Genomic DNA, 17,952 nt, shown 5'->3' on the forward strand with positions numbered 1-17,952 from the left:
TATAGGAATGGTAATAAACCATTCCTATTTGTATGGGCGTGAAGAGAATTTGTTTGATGGAAAGAAGCGGTAGTATGAAAGAAAATAAGCGGTATCCTTGGCTTGTCCTGTCTGTGACAAGTTTAGGTGTTTTATTATCAATGTTAAACTTGAGTACGTTAAATGTAGCTTTGCCAGAGGTTTCGAATCATTTTCATGCTGGAGCGGTGGCTTCCAACTGGATCTTGCTTTCGTATATGTTGTTTAACACAGTACTCATATTAGTTTTTGGAAAGCTTGCGGACATCTATGGCCGGCGCAAGCTTTATTTGTTTGGATTGAGTGAATTTACGATTGTGAGTTTATTGATTGGCTTTTCTCCTAACATTTGGGTGCTGATCCTCTTACGCATTTTACAAGCTGTTGGGGGCGCACTCGTCATTACGAATACAACGCCGCTTATCACCGATGCGTTTGATAAGCGGCGGTTAGGAACGGCTTTAAGTGTGAATGTTCTAATTGCCTCCATTGCCCAGCTTGCAGGTCCTGTACTCGGTGGGGGATTGGGGTTTGCTTTAGGCTGGCGTTGGGTGTTTTGGTTCAATGTGCCGCTTGGTGTTATCGGGGTCATTTGGGGATATTTTGTCTTGAGACCAGTGCCTGGCAAAGCGCGTGGAGAAGGCATTGATTGGCTGGGAAATATCACGGTTTTCTTAGGGCTTGGTGGGTTGATTTTTGCTCTGTCTGAAGGGGGAATTGTCGGGTGGAGCAGTCCATCTGTTATGATTGGGCTCGTTGCCTTTGTCATCTTTATTCTTGCCTTCGTATGGGTTGAAAAAGGAGCGAGATTCCCAATGATCGACTTTTCTTTATTCAGTGAACGCGCGTATACAATGGCAAACGTGGCGACTTTTATTAATTCACTTGCTCGTTCGTCTATCGTTCTGTTGATTGCGTTGTTCTTTCAAGTGGTTGATCATGAAAATGCCTTTGTTGCTGGGTTAAAGGTGTTGCCTGTGACGATTGGCATGATCATTGCTTCACCTATTGTTGGGGCATTAACGGTTAAATATAGCCCACGCCTCTTATCGACGTCTGGATTGCTCGGCACCTGTATTGGTATGTGTCTTCTCGTTTGGAATATCGGACCAGATGCTTCATTATTCTGGATCAGCCTTGGGCAGCTATTAATTGGACTAGGAACAGGGATTTTCCAAACACCGAATACCCAATCGATCATGCTTTCTGTTCCAACGGAGAGAAGAGGGGTTGCGAACGGACTGCGCTCAATGCTTCAGAGCATGGGTCAGGTCATCAGTACTGCTTTGTCATTAATGATCGTGACCAGTGCACTTCCTCCGCGGTTGAAAGATACGATTTATGCCGGAACAAGTGCGCAAATTAACACGCATGATATCGTTTTGATTTCTAATGGCTATCGTCTAGCGTTTATTGTTATGATGGTTTTAACGATCCTTGCCATTCTTGCTTCGTATTTTCGGAGTACAGGTAAGCAGACAAATCAACTCAGCTAGCATGACTAATAGTTTTTTTCAAATAATAAAAAGGCATAACGTTTTGAGGGCTGATTACAATGGTAGGCACTCACTTCCCTCAGGACCTAGTATCACATCGTGAGTCAGCAGAGGTTCGCGACGTAAGATTTTAGAGTGTTCCCGAATTTTTCGCGTGCGCTCTAATCCATCATATCAAGAGTATCCAGCGAGGCGGTACAGGCCAAGTTTTAATGATCTATATAAAGCAGTAGTAAAAAAAGCATGGATGCAAAGTCATCCATGCTTTTTGGTGAATTGTTCTATTTAATTTTTGGGTACGCTATTCTCAGCGTTGATATAACCGGCACCATAGGTATTCGGGGCCTTATCTGTCCAAAGATCGGCACCGTTTTTAATCCATTCCTTTACTTGGTCTGGTGAGGCATCAGGGCGTTGCTGCTTGATTAATGCAGCAATGCCTGCACAGATAGGAGTGGCCATTGACGTTCCAGATAGACTAAAGTATTGTGTGCCGATACGACTTGATTTCTGTGTTTTATCTAAATAAGAATTAGGGGAGCGTAAGGAAATGATATTGACACCAGGAACAACGATATCTGGCTTTGTGATACCGTAGGGGGTCGGTCCACGGCTAGAGAAGCTGGCAATGATGTCATCATCGCGAACAACTGTGTTATTATCATCCAAAGCCCCGACGGTAATGATCTTATCACTAATGCCAGGGCTTGATATTGTATTGGCATCTGGACCTTCATTTCCTGCAGCTACACAAACGATGATCCCTGCATCCCAAGCTTTTTCAACCATCTTTACCATGGGGTCGGCATTTTCGTTAGGATAGTTTTGGACGGGTGCCCCAAGTGACATGCTAATAATATCAATAGGATCATCCGCATGCTCTTCATTGTAAGTGATGCACCAGTCAATCCCCTGCATGATGGTTTCCAAGGAGCCGGAACCCATTTTATTTAACACTTTAACACCGATAAGATTGGCTTCTGGAGCAGGACCTTGGTATTGTCCAGAAGAGGCTGAGCCATCACTGGCAACGTCTCCTGCACAGTGTGTACCGTGACCGTTATCATCATAGGGGGTTGTTTTATTGTTAACCAAATCAACAAAGTCCTTGATTCTTCCAGAGAGATCCTCATGAGGATAGATACCAGTATCTACAACGGCAACGGTTGTACCCTTCCCGGTTAATTGCGTTTGATTTCTTTTAATATTTTTGGCATGGGCGGCATTAACCGCCACGTCTAACATGGCATGTACCTCGGTATTGAAGTACACCTTATGAATAGTGTCATTATTGGTGAGTAGGTTTTCAAGTCCTTTTGGTGTGACGTCGGCTGTACAACAAGAAATGCGTGGAAAGGACTTACGAATTTTGTTTCTAGCGTGTTTTTGAACGGTCTTATTGACTTCGATGCACCCTTGATCATGTTGTCCTTCTTTAAACTCTATAACGACTGTCATTTTTTTGTATTTTTTTAGTGAAGCTTCAAAAAATTGATGAAGAAAGCAAGGGGTCCACTTAAAAGGTTTATAGAGATGGATTATGGCTTCTCTTAGAGGTTTGTCAAGTCTATGGGCTTCAGAGCGAACAAATTGAATCATAGAATAGCCAAACATATCTATCACTACCCTTTCTATCATTTTTAACAGACTATGAGAGAAAGGAGCATGGTGAAACGGTAAAGGTCCAATTTTAGCAACGATTGGCGCTTGTCTCTAATTCTGTAGCAGGCGAAAAATGGAGTGACCAGGCGATATGAGATTTTGGTTTCATCAAAACCTCCTCAATGAGAAGATATTAAGAGAGAGCAATCTATCCCGCGCGCTGAGTATGAGGCTAGCGGGCATCTTAGTATGTGATTTGAAAAATCAGATCAGGAGTGCTTGTAGAGGGTGCAAGTTGAATTTTCTTAGCAGATTTCAACAAATAAGGAAGGAAAGAGTATATAATGAACGTTGAATGACTGTAACTTCTAGGGAGCTAAGGAGAAATGTCTTTTGACGGGGTTTAATCAACAATTTATCTATTCAGTGATCATTATTGCTTTAGGTTATTTACTTAAGCGGTTTAATATTCTCAAAGAAAAAGATGGTGAAGGGCTTTCGCGAATTGTCTTTAACCTCACATTACCAGCCCTTATTGTGGTAACGTTTAATGATATGACATTGGATTTTTCCCTTGTGCTATTGATCATAAGTGCCATCGTTTATGGGGGATTGATTGCTAGCATTGGCTTATTGGTTTATAAAAAGGAAACAAGAAGGATAAAAGGGATGCTAGGAATGATGGTCCCAGGATTTAATATTGGGCTGTTTGCCTATCCTCTAGTTGAGGGAATCTGGGGGCAAAAGGGACTTCAGTATTTCGGCATGTTTGATGTTGGCAATGCTTTTATTGTCTTTGGCTTGATTTACATTATTGGGAGCTTCTATTCCAATGAAGACGTGCAGCTTGATGTAAAATTTATTATGTTGAAAATGTTAAAATCGATTCCTTTTATGACGTATATGATTGTGTGTCTCCTTAACATCTTAGACTGGCATCTTCCGGCACCAGTGATTCATGTGTCGAAGCTCATTTCTGTTGCCAATATGCCAATGTCCTTGCTTTTATTAGGACTCTACCTTAATTTTTCTTTTGATAAAAGCTATAATAAATTAATTTTAAAATTCATGTCGATTCGTTATGTCATCGGGTTAGCTCTGGGCATCTTATTATTCTTCATTCTACCAATGGGTGACATGTTTAAATATACTTTACTATTAGGTCTTATTCTCCCAACCTCTGTTTCCGTGCTTCCCTATGCAATAGAACTTGGCTATGATCAGAGATTCGCAGGAACCGTATCCAATCTCACCATTCTCATCAGCTTTTTTCTTTTGTGGGGAATTGGCAATTTTATCATTTAAATAGAGATGAATGTGACTATTAAAAGATTTATAGGAAAATAAAGTCCTTTGGAGTAGCCAAGGGACTTTTTCTTATTTAAATGAAAGTATGGAAGTTTTTTTAAAAATAAGGTTTGAGTCAAATATGAATTGGGTATTTACCCATTAGTGTAAGTGTCTAAACTAATGAATACGCTGTGTTAATGAGATAGAAAGAGGCGTGCAGCAATGAACCTGAAGAGTGATGTTTTTCAAAGGGAGGTCATGTAGAGGATGAAAGTGGAATTTGAAGAGAGACTAAGAAAAGAATTTGAGCAAAGATTAAATAGACAACTCACAATGAAGGAAATTCATTTTATATTTTGGATGGCTAAAAAAATGGAAAAAGAGCAGGCGTCTCATGCACAAGTACATCACTTCAATGAGTAAGTGGTGTAGTCATGTCTAGTCAGCATTAACCAAGAAAAAATGAAAGCCCTGCCATTAGCGAGGACCTATAATGTCTAGTTTTTTGTCAGTAAGCCATGGCGAAAACGGATGATTTATTATATAATGTGTCTTACTCCATAGTTTCCCCCTTATTTATCTTCTTTTATGCTATTAGTATTTTTTCCTGAGCTCCTTATTAAAAAGAATGCTATGCTTTAACATCTTAGTCCCTATGTTATGAATTATGTCAATAGAATGGCTAGAATAGGAGAGAGTTTATGAAATTATGGTTAGGTGTTTTGGTGGTGTGCTGCCTGGTTTTAAGCGGCTGCCAGCTTAGTGCCCAAAGTTCAGAGAATACGAATACTAAGACTGTTCCAGTTACAAGAGTAATAGACGGGGACACGATTAAAGTGAAATTAAATGGGAAGGAGGAAACGGTGCGCTTTTTATTGGTCGATACCCCTGAGACACACCATCCGACTCTTGGTGTTCAGCCTTATGGGCAACAGGCAGCAGCTTATACGAAAAAGCTTTTAGAAGGCAAGACCATTCAGATTGAGCTGGCGAAAAATGGGGGAAGGGACAAATACGGACGGGTGCTTGCGTATCTTTTCATCGGCGGAAAATCAGTAGAAAAGCTCCTCCTTGAAAAGGGACTTGCACGCGTGGCCTATGTCTATCCACCCAATACGAAATATCTCGATACATATCGGCAAGCTGAGAAGAAGGCACAAGACAGAAAGCTAAATATATGGCGTGTTGCCGGTTATGTTCAGGATGATGGCTATCATCCAGAAGTCATGAAAAGCGGTCAGGAAACGGCAGTGACAGCACCAAAATCGGAAAAGGGTGGCTTTGCTCCGGATCAGAATGGAAACTGTCATCAAAAGGTTAAGGGAAATATCAGTCAATCAGGAAAAATTTATCATTTACCAACTGATGCCTATTATGGACGCACCAAAGCTGAGCGATGCTTTAATACGGTAAAGGAAGCGGAACAAGCAGGATTTCGAGCGGTAAAATAAAGCTATAGGGCTGTTCATAATGCCTTTTTAACGTGAACCGTCTGAAAAACCTCGTAATCAATACCTCTATATATCACTTAGGGTGATCCAGCCTATTAATCATCTTATTGTTATAAATTGAAAAGGGAACTCAGGTTGAAAAGGAAAGGATGAGGGGGAAGGAGAAAAAGGGTATCCCTCAAGAAGGGATGCCTGTTCTCGATCATCTTGTGAGAAGAGTACATGGGCTAACTGAATATAAGCTTTCTGGTTGTATCCTGATCAAGCACTTCCAGCAGCTGTCCGATGATCTTGATCAATCAGTTGATCCAAGGCAATGAGACGCGCAAGGGCTGTTCCTTTATCGATTTGCTTATAATGATGATGACCAGCGGGCTCTTCATCAGCTTCATCAGCTAACGCCACAACACGTTGTAAGGGGCTTAAATGTAATTGTCCCTCAGGTAAATAGGAATCGGTATGCAAAAGGATGGCGAGGGCAATCGCTTTAGCGGCTTTAGGATTTTCACCGATGCGGATGAGCAGCTTATGTGCGCGATTAGCCCCTTTGATCGCATGAATATCGTTATCGCGATAAAGGCTAAAATCCCATTCTCCGTCTCTATACCAATTATAGTGCCCGATGTCATGTAAAAGGCCAGCCTTAGTTGCTAAATCAGGGTCAACATCAGCTTGCTTTGCAAAAGTATAAGCATATTCAGCAACATTTACGGCGTGGGCAATACCGGAACGCCGCAAGTATCTTTGTGTAATGGGATGTTTGAAGATCATTTCCAATGTGACCTGTCTCATAACAAAGACCTCCTTAAGAAAGTTATCCACAGCATAAGATATATTGTTGTAGACTATATCATGTGAAGCGTTTCCAGTGCAAGCCTAAAAAACTGTTGCAAAAATAGAAAAAAACATCCAGAGGTTTATTGCCCTGAGGATGCTTTTTCTCTTATTTCAGCTTTAATCTCATTATAAGCTTGGTCGAGATTGCGTAGACGTAAGATCAGATCCATTTTTTTATGGCGCGTATCATAAATAACCGAAGCGACAATAGAACGGTAATAGCTGTTAGCGGCATGAATCGGTTTGACTGCGTCTTTATTCTTTTCAATATGAATTCTTAAAGCTTCTTTAAAATAATCAACACTGAAAATATCGGTATTCATTCCTGCACCTCTTTGTAAATAGGTTACTAGCATTAGCGAAATAAAGCCTGTTTGCTTCTTTGCTATTTCATTAAGACTTGCAAATAAGTCAAGTTTTCTTTATTCTGTCAACAGCCAGTTGGCTTCACCGCCATTGATTTGTAAGAAAAAATCAGCCATATCTTTTAAAAGCGTTTCACATTCATCACGGTTCATGGATGGGGTGAAATAGATCAATTGTATAGCCGCTGTTGTGTCCGTTGTTGTCATGGTTCTCTTGGAGTCCACAATAGGACTGCCAAATGCTCCTAAAGCATCAGCCGATACGAGTTTTTCCTCCATAGACATGTCCCGACCGTTCAGACCTTCATAGTGATCAGAGGCAGTGCCTACACGAATGGTAATGGAACCATTGATTTTATCTAGATCATAAATACCCATCGGAAGCTGATGACGGACGGAAAAATAATTGTTAAGATCTGCCGCTGTGTGAATGTGTGGCAATGCTTTTCCTTGCCGGATGCGTCTAAGCAGGGCTTCATGTGACGGACGATATCGAGAAGGATCAGTCCCAAGCTGCTTGAAAATCTGCCGCCATTCCTTGACTCTTGGAAGGTCACTGATACTTTTTTCCTCTAGTTCCAACATTAATTCTTCACTAAAGTAGGTTAAACGCCCCTTTAATAATTGCTGTGAATCACTAACAACGATATCATGATAGTGGATCCATCCTGTTTTAAAATGTGGGATCGTCTGAGTAAGTGTCTTGGAGAGTGTGCCTGTCATTTGAGAGGAAGCCTCCTTAACTTTGTTTAAAATGCTCTGAACGGATTTACAAACAATACATCAATCGACCTGAGTGATCACATCTCAATGCTTTACTGAAGGAAGTAGAGTGAGTTATTTTTTATAGCCTGTCAGTAAAATAAGGTATTTTATACAAGAAAAGACTGAGCTTCACACATCATCTGAGAACAGACCTATGTTCTCCTATTAATAATAACATGTTGCCCGCTACATGGGGAATAACTGAGGGATATTATGGATTTAATTGCTTTTAAACACGAGCTGATTGACTATAGTCAACGCATTGGTATAGATAAAATTGGTTTTACGACAGCGGATCCCTTTGTTGAGCTTAAAGCCCGTCTATATCAGCAACGCACCTTAGGCTATCAGTCTGGATTTGAAGAAAAGGATATCGAACGGCGTACAGAACCAAGGGCAATCATGCCTGAAGCCCGTTCAATCATTTCTATTGCTCTTGCTTATCCAACGAAAATGGAGAATCGACCGAAAAATACGCGTGAAAAGCGTCGGGGAAACTTCGCGCGCGCGTCATGGGGACAAGATTACCACGATGTCCTGCGCAGCCGAATGGAGCAGCTAATGGCCTTTATTTCTAAACATATTCCAGATGCATTGATAGAATCAATGGTCGACACAGGAGCATTGTCTGATCGCGCTGTTGCTGAGCGTGCAGGAATCGGATTTGTTGGGAAGCATACGAATTTAATTACTAAGGACTACGGTTCTTATGTCTATCTTGGTGAAATGTTGACAAACATTCCCTTTCATCCTGACCAGCCAGTCGAAAATTTATGTGGGGATTGTAATCTATGTGTGGATAAGTGCCCAAGCGGAGCACTTGTTCAAGGGGGCCAATTAAATGCCCAAAAATGCATTGCTTTTCTCACACAAAAAAAGGATTTTATCCCAGAGCCGTATCGCAAGCTTATTGGAAATAGAGTATACGGCTGCGACACCTGTCAGCAGGTCTGTCCTTATAACAGAGGGATGAATGTGCATCATCATATGGAAATGGAGCCTGACCCTGAAAAAGTAAAACCCGAGCTTAAGAGTTTATTGCATATGAGCAACCGTCAGTTTAGGGAAACCTTTGGGGAAATGGCAGGTTCATGGCGAGGGAAAAAGCCGATACAGCGCAATGCCATTATCGCCCTTGGAAATTATAAGGATGCTACAGCGGTTGATGATTTGTTGGACTGTATGGAAAAGGACCCACGCCCTGTTATTCGAGGGACTGCCGCATGGGCACTGGGGGAAATTGCTAAGCAAGAACCTAAAGTTTATGATAAGGTGAGTGAGAGGTTAAAACACGCATTAGAACAAGAGGTAGATCCCCAAGTTTTAAGAGAAATTAAACACTCTCTAACACATTTGTTAGAAAAATAAATTATGATATAACTAACCGAATTGTTGCATGACACAATAAGAAGGGGAGAGATTCAAGTGGGAAAATCACCACTGATCTATGTGGGTGAAATGACGAGTCCCATCGGTACATTAACGGTTGGCTGTATCGATGAAGGCGTCTGTTATATCGCCTTCGGTTCCATTCAGGAAGTAGAACTACAGATGAAAGCATGGGCAAGCAAAGTCTTATTGTATAGTGACATTGTCCATGATACTGAACATACCTCTGAACCTATTCGGCAATTGCAAGAATACTTTGCAGGTGAGCGTCAGACATTTACTGTGCCCATTTGTTTAAAGGGGACACCCTTTCAAAAAAAGGTATGGCACGCTCTCCAAGACATCGGATATGGTGAAACGCGGTCATATAAAGAAATTGCTGAAGCCATTGGTAACCCTAAAGCCGTACGAGCCGTTGGGGGTGCAAATAATAAAAACCCTGTTTCCATCTTAATTCCATGTCACAGGGTCGTCGGTTCTAATGGCGCACTCGTTGGCTACGGTGGCGGATTAGATAAAAAAGAAATCTTATTAGACTTAGAGAAAAAATACCTTGCAGCTGCTGAATAGATTCAGCAGATTTTTTTTACTATAAGAAGTTATAACTTCACTGATGCTCTCAAAGGAAGATAGTATAAGTCGGGCTTTGACTTTCGCCATCTGGGGCTTGGCGATAGCCAGTTTTCTAATGCCATCAGAATTTGTTATTTTGAATTTTCCATTTGTTAAATTACCTCAGCCTTTTGTTACGCTCGCATTTCGATTCGGAAACTTGCCCCTTGGATTTGCTCTCTATTCGGAAACTTTGAGCTTTATTTGTTAATTTGAAACTGGTATTTGTTCCTTTGTCTCTCCCTTTTGTCACGCTCATCCCTGGCGGCTAAGCTTGAACTATTCTTCCTGTGGTTGTTTAGAGTGCGTTCTAATCGTTCGGGATGTAATGTTAAACATTCTTCCAATTAAGCATTTTATCCAGCCATTACATATAGTTTAGTATAACGGGCGAAAGGCGGAATGGGCATGGCGTGGCAAAATGAGCTTAAACTCCATTTACAAAAACTGAGTGATTTCTGGGTTGAGCGTAATTTAGATCGCTATCAGCTTATGGAAGATCAAGAGAAAAAGGCGATACATCGTAAAAAGGCTGGACTAAGGGAGCGCGGTGTTGACATTTTAAAGGCAGAGGTCTCTGGAAATATTTTAGGTACAACTGTCCATGGTTCAGAAAGAACAGTGGATTACTTTTATCGGCTGCGGCTCTTTCAGAAGCAACAAGACACCTTCTTTTTCGAAGATGTTCAGACGAAGCGGCGGGCTACCTTTAAGGAAGGGGAGTTAATCAAAGATAGTAGCAGAGCAGTGGAAAGCTCCGTGATGGATGTCCAAGACGTACCAACAAAATTGCCGCAGGATGAATGGCGAATGCCCGGGAAGGGAAAGGGGAAAGGCAAAGGGATTATCTATGATCGCTTGGCAGCGGTCAAGTATGCCGATCGGTGGTGGGATGCCTATAATCCAAAGTTTAGAGCCTTTGATGTTGACTGTACAAATTACGTTTCACAATGTGTTTTTGCAGGCGGCGGTCCAATGAATGGTCAATACAATAAACATTCAGGCTGGTGGTATGAAGGCAATCGCTGGAGCTTGAGCTGGGCTGTCGCTCACTCTTTTCGTTGGTATTTAGCAAGTGAGGGCAATAGGCTTGGTGCTGTTGCCGTTGAGCATCCTGAACAGCTACAGCCAGGTGATGTGATTTGCTATGACTTTGAAGGTGATGGGCACTGGGATCATTCAACCATTGTGACAGAGAAGGATGGAAAAGGGATGCCATTGGTCAATGCGCATACTACAAATTCCAGACACAGATATTGGGCGTATGAGGATTCGACGGCATGGACACAAAATATTAAATATAAATTTTATCATTTTAATGACTGACGATGGTCCTAATGGTTTGGTTTTTATAAACGGATCAAATGATGCTATACTGGATGAAGGAAATATATAAATAAGAGTTAGAGTTAACGAGGTGCCTTGAAATGGGTTTGAATGTCGTCCTATACCAGCCGGAAACTCCTGCTAATACTGGAAATATCGCACGAACCTGTGCGGCTATTAATGCGCCATTGCATGTGATTCGTCCACTTGGTTTTTCTACGAATGACAGGATGCTTAAGAGAGCTGGGCTGGATTATTGGCAGTATGTTGATATCAGATATTATGATCATTTAAATGATTTCTTTTCTAAGAATGCGGAAGGTGATTACTATTACCTTACAAAGTTTGGTGAACATCATTATACAGACTTTGATTATAGTGATAGAAATAAAGAGATTTTCTTTGTCTTTGGACGAGAGTCGGATGGGCTCCCAGATGATTTAAAGGCAGCAAATCGCGAGCGGTGTTTAAGAGTTCCAATGGGAGAGCATGTGCCTGCGCTTAATCTCTCTAATACAGTAGCGATTATGGTTTATGAAGCACTTAAACAACAAGGCTACCCAACGCTTTCATAAAAGGCTTGTCCCGAGGGAGGGCCCTTTTATGACTATTACGAATACAAGAAAGAGCGCCCCTTTCCCTTTAACAGGCGGGACGCTCTTTCTTGTGTGAATCAATACTTATCCGCTTCAGGTGCATCATTGTAACCAGCTGTAAAGATAGCGGCAAAGAAGGAAATGATGACAATTAATATTAAAAACATATGCATTGTGCAGCGCCCCTTTCCTTGCATTTCTCTTCCTATTATAGCGAAACAACGGGCCTATGTATACGCTTAAATGAAGGTTGTCTATTTTTTCAGAAATGATGCCATGCATAGCTGAGCTAGACCTTGTTAAGCATTGTCTATCAAAAAAATTGTAAGCTTTCATCCAGCTTTTTACACCTTTTTAGATTTAAAGACTTTATGATAACAAACGCGTCGAGTTGCATAGACTGTAGTAGACCTTTTTTAATGGGAGGGATTTTATGGGGTTTTTAGACAAGGTCAATGAACAGTCACCTGAAAAGGCACTCGCATGGGAAGGAACGTTTGCTGAGTATTTGGATTTACTAAAGAAAAAACCGTGGATAGGTCAATCTGCCCACAGCCGTATATATAATATGATTGTTTCACAGGGAGTGAGTCAAGTTGATGGCCATAAACGCTATCATTTCTTTGAGGAAACATTTTTCGGCCTAGAAGACACACTCGAACGCCTTGTCGAGGAATATTTTCATCCAGCAGCCAAAGGATTAGATGTTAAAAAGCGTATCCTTCTATTGATGGGCCCTGTAAGTGGCGGAAAATCAACACTTGTGACCCAATTGAAGAAAGGGCTTGAGCGCTATACAAGAACCGATCAGGGGGCAGTTTATGCTATTAAGGGCTGTCCGATGGCAGAAGACCCGCTTCACCTGATCCCTGAACACTTAAGAGAGGACTTTTATCAGGAATATGGTATTCGCATAAGAGGGCAACTCACGCCATTAAATGCTTTGCGTCTTCAAGAGGAGTATGGCGGTAAGATTGAAGATGTTAAGATAGAGCGTGTCTTTTTTTCAGAAAATAATCGCCGCGGTATCGGAACCTTTTCACCTTCAGATCCAAAGTCACAGGATATTTCTGAGCTCACAGGAAGCATTGATTTTTCGACGATTGCGACCTATGGAACGGAATCTGATCCTCGTGCCTATCGCTTTGATGGAGAACTTAATATTGCCAATCGCGGGTTGATGGAATTTCAAGAAATGCTGAAGGCAGATGAAAAGTTTCTATGGCATTTATTGTCCTTAACCCAAGAAGGGAATTTTAAGACAGGGCGCTATTCTTTGATCAGTGCTGATCCACTTATCATTGCCCATACAAATGAAGCTGAATTTCGTTATTTTACTCAGAATGATAAAAATGAAGCCTTGCGTTCGAGAATGCTTGTCATTCCAGTGCCTTATACACTTCATGCGAGTGCTGAGGAAAAAATTTATGAAAAAATGATTCGCGAAAGTGAGCTTTCAGATGTTGATATTGCACCGCATGCTTTAAAAATAGCGGCAATTTTTTCAATTCTCACGCGATTAAAATCCTCCTCAATTAGACAAATTGATTTACTGCATAAGCTTAAACTTTACGATGGAGAGCATGTCGAAGGGTTTTCAGAGGAAGATGTGACAGAACTTAAGAATGAACATCATGATGAGGGTATGTCAGGGATTGATCCTCGTTTTATTATGAATCGCATTTCTCTTGCCCTGATTGAAAAAGAGGACAGCATAGTGAATGCGCTGGACATCCTTCGTTCGATTAAAGCAGGGCTTCGTGATCACTCTACAATTGGTGAAAAGGATCGGGAAAAATATATTAATTTAATCATGCTGGCACGAGAGGAATACGATAACCTTGTCAAAAAAGAAGTACAGATGGCCTCTATTGAATCCTTCGAGGACTCGGCAGAAGCCTTATTAAATCTTTATTTAGATAATATTGAGCGCTATTGTCAGGAAGAAACGCTGGTCGATCCAATTACTGCGGGCGAACAAGGAGCAGATGAACAGCTGATGCGGTCGATAGAGGAGCACATTGGGGTCTCTGAAAGTGCCAAGCGTGGATTCCGTGAAGAGATCTTAATTCGTGCCTCCACTTATGCACGAAAAGGAAAGACCTTTAGCATCCATTCGCACGAGGGTCTCTATAAAGCGCTTCAGCAAAAACTATTTTCAGACTTTAAGGAAGTCATTAAGGTCAATACCTCTTTTTCACACGCAGCTGGTGATAAAAGCAGGGCTGTAAAGGATGTGATCGCGCGGCTAGTCGATAAGTATGGCTATTCCCCAAGGGCTGCTGAGGATGTCGTTGAGTATGTTGGTTCTCTATTGCATTATTGATCGCGATAAAAAGGGTCAATATACGGAATAGTAAGGAGTGAGAAATAGGAGTTATAAATCCACAAAACCTGGAGAAAATGGTGGGTGGAGAACAAGCAAGTGAAGTTGAGAAAGCCAGTTAAAACATGGTAAAGTAAGAACATTAGGAAGTTTGTTCATGTGTGTATAGACAGTTGGAGGTTAAGTGTGGATGAAGCGAAGGGGAAAAAGTGAAGTATTTGAATGGATTAAGGCGCTTGCCATCGCAGTGATTATCGCAGTTATCGTACGCAGCTTTATTTTTACAAATTATGTCGTGGATGGAAGTTCAATGATGCCAACTTTACAGAATGGGAATCGTCTGATCGTGAATAAGATTGACTATGATTTCAAACAGCCGAAGCGCTTTGATATCATCATTTTTCACGCCACCCCAACTGATGATTATGTAAAAAGAGTGATTGGTCTGCCTGGAGATACCATTCAATACAAGAATGATACATTGTACATCAATGGGAAAAAATACAATGAACCTTATTTAAAACAATTCAAACAAGAACTTGTAACAGGAAATTTAACCAATAACTTTACTCTGGAGAGCATTACCGGTCAAAGTAAAGTCCCTAAAGGAAAGGTGTTTGTATTAGGAGACAATCGCCGCAATAGTCAAGACAGCAGGGTCTTTGGCTTTGTGGATATGGATAAGATCGTCGGTAAGGTTAATATTCGTTATTGGCCATTTGATGAATTGAAATGGATGCATTAATCGTGCATCTTCTGATGAAGTTTGAAGTTAAAGGAATTGAATTGGAGCGTAAAAATTAAAAACAACACTGTGGGGCCAAGAGGCTCTGCAGTGTTGTTTATTGTGCTGTAACAGCGCCGTTTTTAAAAAGAATCGTGTAGAAATGGAACACGTGCGCATAAAATGAGATAAAGGCTAACTTATCCTACTAGGAGTGTTGCTCATGAAAGATTTTAACCTTTCTTATGGTCATTGGGATTTATATCACAAAGCCTTAAAGGATGAACAACGGCACGATGAAAAGGTACAGGAAGCGATAAAAAATAATCTCGCGCACTTGTTGAGTGAGGAAAGCATTATTATGACAAATGGTGAAGGCATGGCACGATTACCGGTGCGTTCGATGGATGAGTATAAGCTGCGGTATGGGAGTAATGATTCAAGTCAGGTTGGGCAAGGGGATGGCAGCAGTGCAGTGGGTGACACCATTGGCAAGCTTCCAGCGCAATCACAAGGGAAGGGCGAAGGGGCAGGCGATCAACCAGGGGTAAATTATTATGAAGCCAATGTGTCATTAGATGATATTGAAGCCCATTTATTTAAGGATTTGGAACTTCCCTTTTTAGAGAAAAAAGAGAATGGGAATGAAGGCGAGGTCGAGGAATTTATTTACCGCGATATCCGCAAAAGCGGTGTTATGGGGAATCTTGATAAAAAGCGGACGCTGTTCTCAGCGATGAAGCGCAATACAATCAAAGGGACACCGGGCATTTATCCGATAACACGTGATGACTTGCGCTTTAAAACGTGGGAAGATGTGAGAAAGCCAGAAAGCCGTGCTGTGGTTTTTGCGCTGATGGATACGAGCGGTTCCATGGGGGCTTTTGAAAAATACATTGCCCGCAGCTTTTTCTTCTGGATGAAGCGGTTTTTGGAGACGAAATACGCCTCTGTCAAGATTATTTATATTGCCCATCATACTCAAGCGCGGGTGTGTGATGAAGAGGAATTCTTTTCTAAGGGGGAAAGTGGCGGAACGATCTGTTCTTCTGTGTATGAAAAAGCCTTAGAGATGATCGAAGAGAGCTACTCGCCAAAATTATATAATCTCTACCCCGTTCATTTTTCCGACGGTGACAATCTCTCTTCAGATAATAATAAGTGTGTCGAATTGGTTAAAAAGTTAACCGCCTTATCTACATTGTTTTCATATGGAGAAATCAACCCTTATTATCGGCAGTCAACATTGATGAAGGTTTATGAACAAATTAAAAATGAAAAAAATCGTTTTTTTATTTTTAAGGATAAACAGGATATTTATCCTGCATTGAAGCACTTCTTTTCTGTGAAGGAAAAGGCAACCTCTTAAAAACTGAGAATGAATAAACCTTTTCTCCCCTCCTTTAAGAAAAAACTGAGAAGCTAAATAACTCTGCTTGAAGCGGGAAAACTAATTGTACATTCTTGTAGGAGGGGAAACTTTTGAAGCGACTATTGGCTATTTTCATCCTCATTTGTTATATCATTCCGCTTTCCCCTGCCAAAGCATTTGAGCCCTCTGATCAGCAAAATGAGCTACATGTCCATTTCATCGATGTAGGACAAGCTGATTGCATTTTAATTCAGACCCCACAGCATAAAAATATTTTGATTGATTCCGGCAGTGCCAAAACGCAAAAAAAAGTCATTAGGTACTTTCATGCTTTAAATATTGAGGGCTTTGATGCCATTATTGCCACCCACCCCCATCACGATCACATTGGAGCAATGGCAGCAATCATGGAAAATTTTCATGTCAAGGCCTTTTATATGCCTGATGTGACTCACTATACACGTGCTTTTAAAGCCCTGCATCATTCCGTGAAAAAACAAGGAGTAATGGTTTTTAAAGCAAAGGCAGGAAATAAAATCGATGTTGAACCCGGTGTTGCGATCAATATTATAGCGCCTTTAAAAGGAAATTATGATAATTTGAATGACTACAGCTTCGTGCTTAAGCTGGTCCATGAGAAAAATACCTTCTTATTCATGGCCGATGCTGGAGAGCAAAGTGAGACAGAGCTATTAGAAAAAGATATTAATGTGAAAGCGGATGTGATAAAGATCGGGCATCATGGTGGTGTATCGAGTACAACCTTACCCTTTTTAAAAAGAGTCAATCCTGAAGCCGCAGTCATCACTTCTGCACAGCGCAGTATGTTTGGTTTTCCATCTCATGCAGTCATACAACGCTTGCGTTATCTAAGGATACCTACCTATCGAACGGATATCCATGGAACGATTATCGCCCACTCTGATGGGCAAAGGATCATTTTTTCCTTTGGAGGACCCAATGCTCAGGACCGCACACCAATAAAAAAATCCAAAAAAAGGATTAATGAAAAAAATCCGAACAGGTAACGCTATGATGTGAAGGGGGTCGTTAAGCTTGACACAAAAATTAGGAAGTCTTATGACAAATCATATTGTCTCTGTATCGCCTAATCAAAGCATTGAGGAAGCTGCGCAATTAATGAGTCAAAATAATATTGGTGCCCTTCCAGTTGTTGAGAATGGTCAGCTTAAAGGGATTATCACTGACCGTGATATCACTCTGCGCTCAACAGCTAAAGGGGGCAATGAAAAGGCCAAGGTGTCTGAATGTATGTCCAATGAACATCTTGTATCTGGGAATCCAAATATGGATGTTAATGAAGCGGCGCAAATCATGGCCCAGCACCAAATTCGTCGTCTGCCGGTTATAGATAATCAACAATTGGTCGGCATGGTCTCTCTGGGTGACCTTGCTACTGAAAATGAGACGCAGCATGAAGCCGGACAGGCTTTAAATACGATTTCGACTCCATCGCGTCCTCAATAATCTTCCCCCGAAAGAAGCTCCTGAGTACTTCAGGGGCTTCTTTTTGAAAAGAAAAAAAGTATAAAATTTCTGGTCATGAGGACGGTGCGGATTTCCGCTCCAGGCCGCTCGCTTTCCGCGGGGGAGTGGCAAGTCTCTCGCGCCTTCGCGCTGCGGAGGCTTATCGATCTCCCACTTCCCGCAGGACTCTAGTATCACATCGAGAGTCAGCGACGCTCGAGAACACACGACTTGAGAGTGTTCTGAATCTCCCGCGCCTTGCGCCCAATCTCCTTGACCTTGCAACGAAGCATCT

Annotated in this window: 17 protein-coding genes; 13 read left to right on the top strand and 4 right to left on the bottom strand. The window is 41.5% G+C overall.

Annotation, left to right across the window (positions count from 1 at the left end; genetic code table 11):
* Window positions 1-56 precede the first annotated feature (56 nt).
* Window positions 57-1,514, top strand: coding sequence for an MFS transporter (locus tag IEW82_RS11220; RefSeq protein WP_229672544.1), 1,458 nt, complete (start codon window positions 57-59; stop codon window positions 1,512-1,514).
* Between the two features lie 285 nt (window positions 1,515-1,799).
* Here the strand turns inward: IEW82_RS11220 and IEW82_RS11225 are convergent, their stop codons facing one another.
* Window positions 1,800-3,128, bottom strand: a complete 1,329-nt coding sequence (locus tag IEW82_RS11225) for a S8 family peptidase (protein ID WP_188693895.1) — start codon at window positions 3,126-3,128, stop codon at window positions 1,800-1,802.
* A gap of 381 nt (window positions 3,129-3,509) precedes the next feature.
* Between IEW82_RS11225 and IEW82_RS11230 the strand changes: the two genes are divergently transcribed.
* From IEW82_RS11230 to IEW82_RS11240, 3 genes are all read left to right on the top strand, one after another.
* Window positions 3,510-4,421: an AEC family transporter gene (locus IEW82_RS11230; RefSeq protein WP_188693898.1), complete on the top strand. Its 912-nt coding sequence runs from the start codon at window positions 3,510-3,512 to the stop codon at window positions 4,419-4,421.
* Between the two features lie 252 nt (window positions 4,422-4,673).
* Entirely contained in the window at window positions 4,674-4,829 is a 156-nt protein-coding gene (locus tag IEW82_RS11235) for a hypothetical protein (protein ID WP_188693901.1), read from the top strand.
* Between the two features lie 278 nt (window positions 4,830-5,107).
* The gene (locus IEW82_RS11240) at window positions 5,108-5,857 is read left to right on the top strand and encodes a thermonuclease family protein (RefSeq protein ID WP_188693904.1); all 750 of its coding nucleotides are present in this window, start codon (window positions 5,108-5,110) and stop codon (window positions 5,855-5,857) included.
* Window positions 5,858-6,118: 261 nt separating this feature from the next.
* On the opposite strand, the gene IEW82_RS11245 is transcribed toward IEW82_RS11240, so the two are convergent.
* From IEW82_RS11245 to IEW82_RS11255, 3 genes are all read right to left on the bottom strand, one after another.
* On the bottom strand, window positions 6,119-6,649 hold the full coding sequence (locus tag IEW82_RS11245) for an HD domain-containing protein (protein ID WP_188693907.1): 531 nt from the start codon (window positions 6,647-6,649) through the stop codon (window positions 6,119-6,121).
* A 125-nt stretch (window positions 6,650-6,774) separates the two neighbouring features.
* A complete protein-coding gene (yvfG, locus tag IEW82_RS11250) occupies window positions 6,775-7,017 on the bottom strand; it encodes a protein YvfG (RefSeq protein ID WP_188693910.1) in 243 nt (80 codons plus the stop codon).
* Window positions 7,018-7,116: 99 nt separating this feature from the next.
* Entirely contained in the window at window positions 7,117-7,782 is a 666-nt protein-coding gene (locus tag IEW82_RS11255) for a B3/B4 domain-containing protein (RefSeq protein ID WP_188693915.1), read from the bottom strand.
* Between the two features lie 255 nt (window positions 7,783-8,037).
* On the opposite strand from IEW82_RS11255, the gene queG reads away from it, so the two are divergent.
* From queG to IEW82_RS11300, 9 genes are all read left to right on the top strand, one after another.
* Complete coding sequence (queG, locus tag IEW82_RS11260) at window positions 8,038-9,192, top strand: tRNA epoxyqueuosine(34) reductase QueG (RefSeq protein WP_188693919.1); 1,155 nt, start codon at window positions 8,038-8,040, stop codon at window positions 9,190-9,192.
* A gap of 57 nt (window positions 9,193-9,249) precedes the next feature.
* On the top strand, window positions 9,250-9,783 hold the full coding sequence (locus IEW82_RS11265; protein WP_229672546.1) for a methylated-DNA--[protein]-cysteine S-methyltransferase: 534 nt from the start codon (window positions 9,250-9,252) through the stop codon (window positions 9,781-9,783).
* A gap of 450 nt (window positions 9,784-10,233) precedes the next feature.
* Window positions 10,234-11,151, top strand: a complete 918-nt coding sequence (locus IEW82_RS11270; protein ID WP_229672548.1) for an amidase domain-containing protein — start codon at window positions 10,234-10,236, stop codon at window positions 11,149-11,151.
* Window positions 11,152-11,252: 101 nt separating this feature from the next.
* Entirely contained in the window at window positions 11,253-11,726 is a 474-nt protein-coding gene (gene trmL, locus IEW82_RS11275; RefSeq protein ID WP_188693922.1) for a tRNA (uridine(34)/cytosine(34)/5-carboxymethylaminomethyluridine(34)-2'-O)-methyltransferase TrmL, read from the top strand.
* Between the two features lie 454 nt (window positions 11,727-12,180).
* Entirely contained in the window at window positions 12,181-14,073 is a 1,893-nt protein-coding gene (locus tag IEW82_RS11280; protein ID WP_188693925.1) for a PrkA family serine protein kinase, read from the top strand.
* A 190-nt stretch (window positions 14,074-14,263) separates the two neighbouring features.
* The gene (gene lepB / locus IEW82_RS11285) at window positions 14,264-14,818 is read left to right on the top strand and encodes a signal peptidase I (protein ID WP_188693928.1); all 555 of its coding nucleotides are present in this window, start codon (window positions 14,264-14,266) and stop codon (window positions 14,816-14,818) included.
* 202 nt (window positions 14,819-15,020) lie between these two features.
* Window positions 15,021-16,166, top strand: a complete 1,146-nt coding sequence (gene yhbH, locus IEW82_RS11290; RefSeq protein WP_188693931.1) for a sporulation protein YhbH — start codon at window positions 15,021-15,023, stop codon at window positions 16,164-16,166.
* A 113-nt stretch (window positions 16,167-16,279) separates the two neighbouring features.
* Window positions 16,280-17,197, top strand: coding sequence for a ComEC/Rec2 family competence protein (locus tag IEW82_RS11295; protein ID WP_188693934.1), 918 nt, complete (start codon window positions 16,280-16,282; stop codon window positions 17,195-17,197).
* Window positions 17,198-17,249: 52 nt separating this feature from the next.
* Window positions 17,250-17,657 carry a CBS domain-containing protein gene (locus IEW82_RS11300; protein WP_188694250.1) on the top strand — a complete coding sequence of 136 codons (408 nt, stop codon included), beginning with the start codon at window positions 17,250-17,252 and terminating at the stop codon, window positions 17,655-17,657.
* Window positions 17,658-17,952 lie beyond the last annotated feature (295 nt).

It is taken from the genome of Pullulanibacillus camelliae (assembly GCF_014642655.1).
Classification (GTDB): domain Bacteria; phylum Bacillota; class Bacilli; order Bacillales; family Sporolactobacillaceae; genus Pullulanibacillus; species Pullulanibacillus camelliae.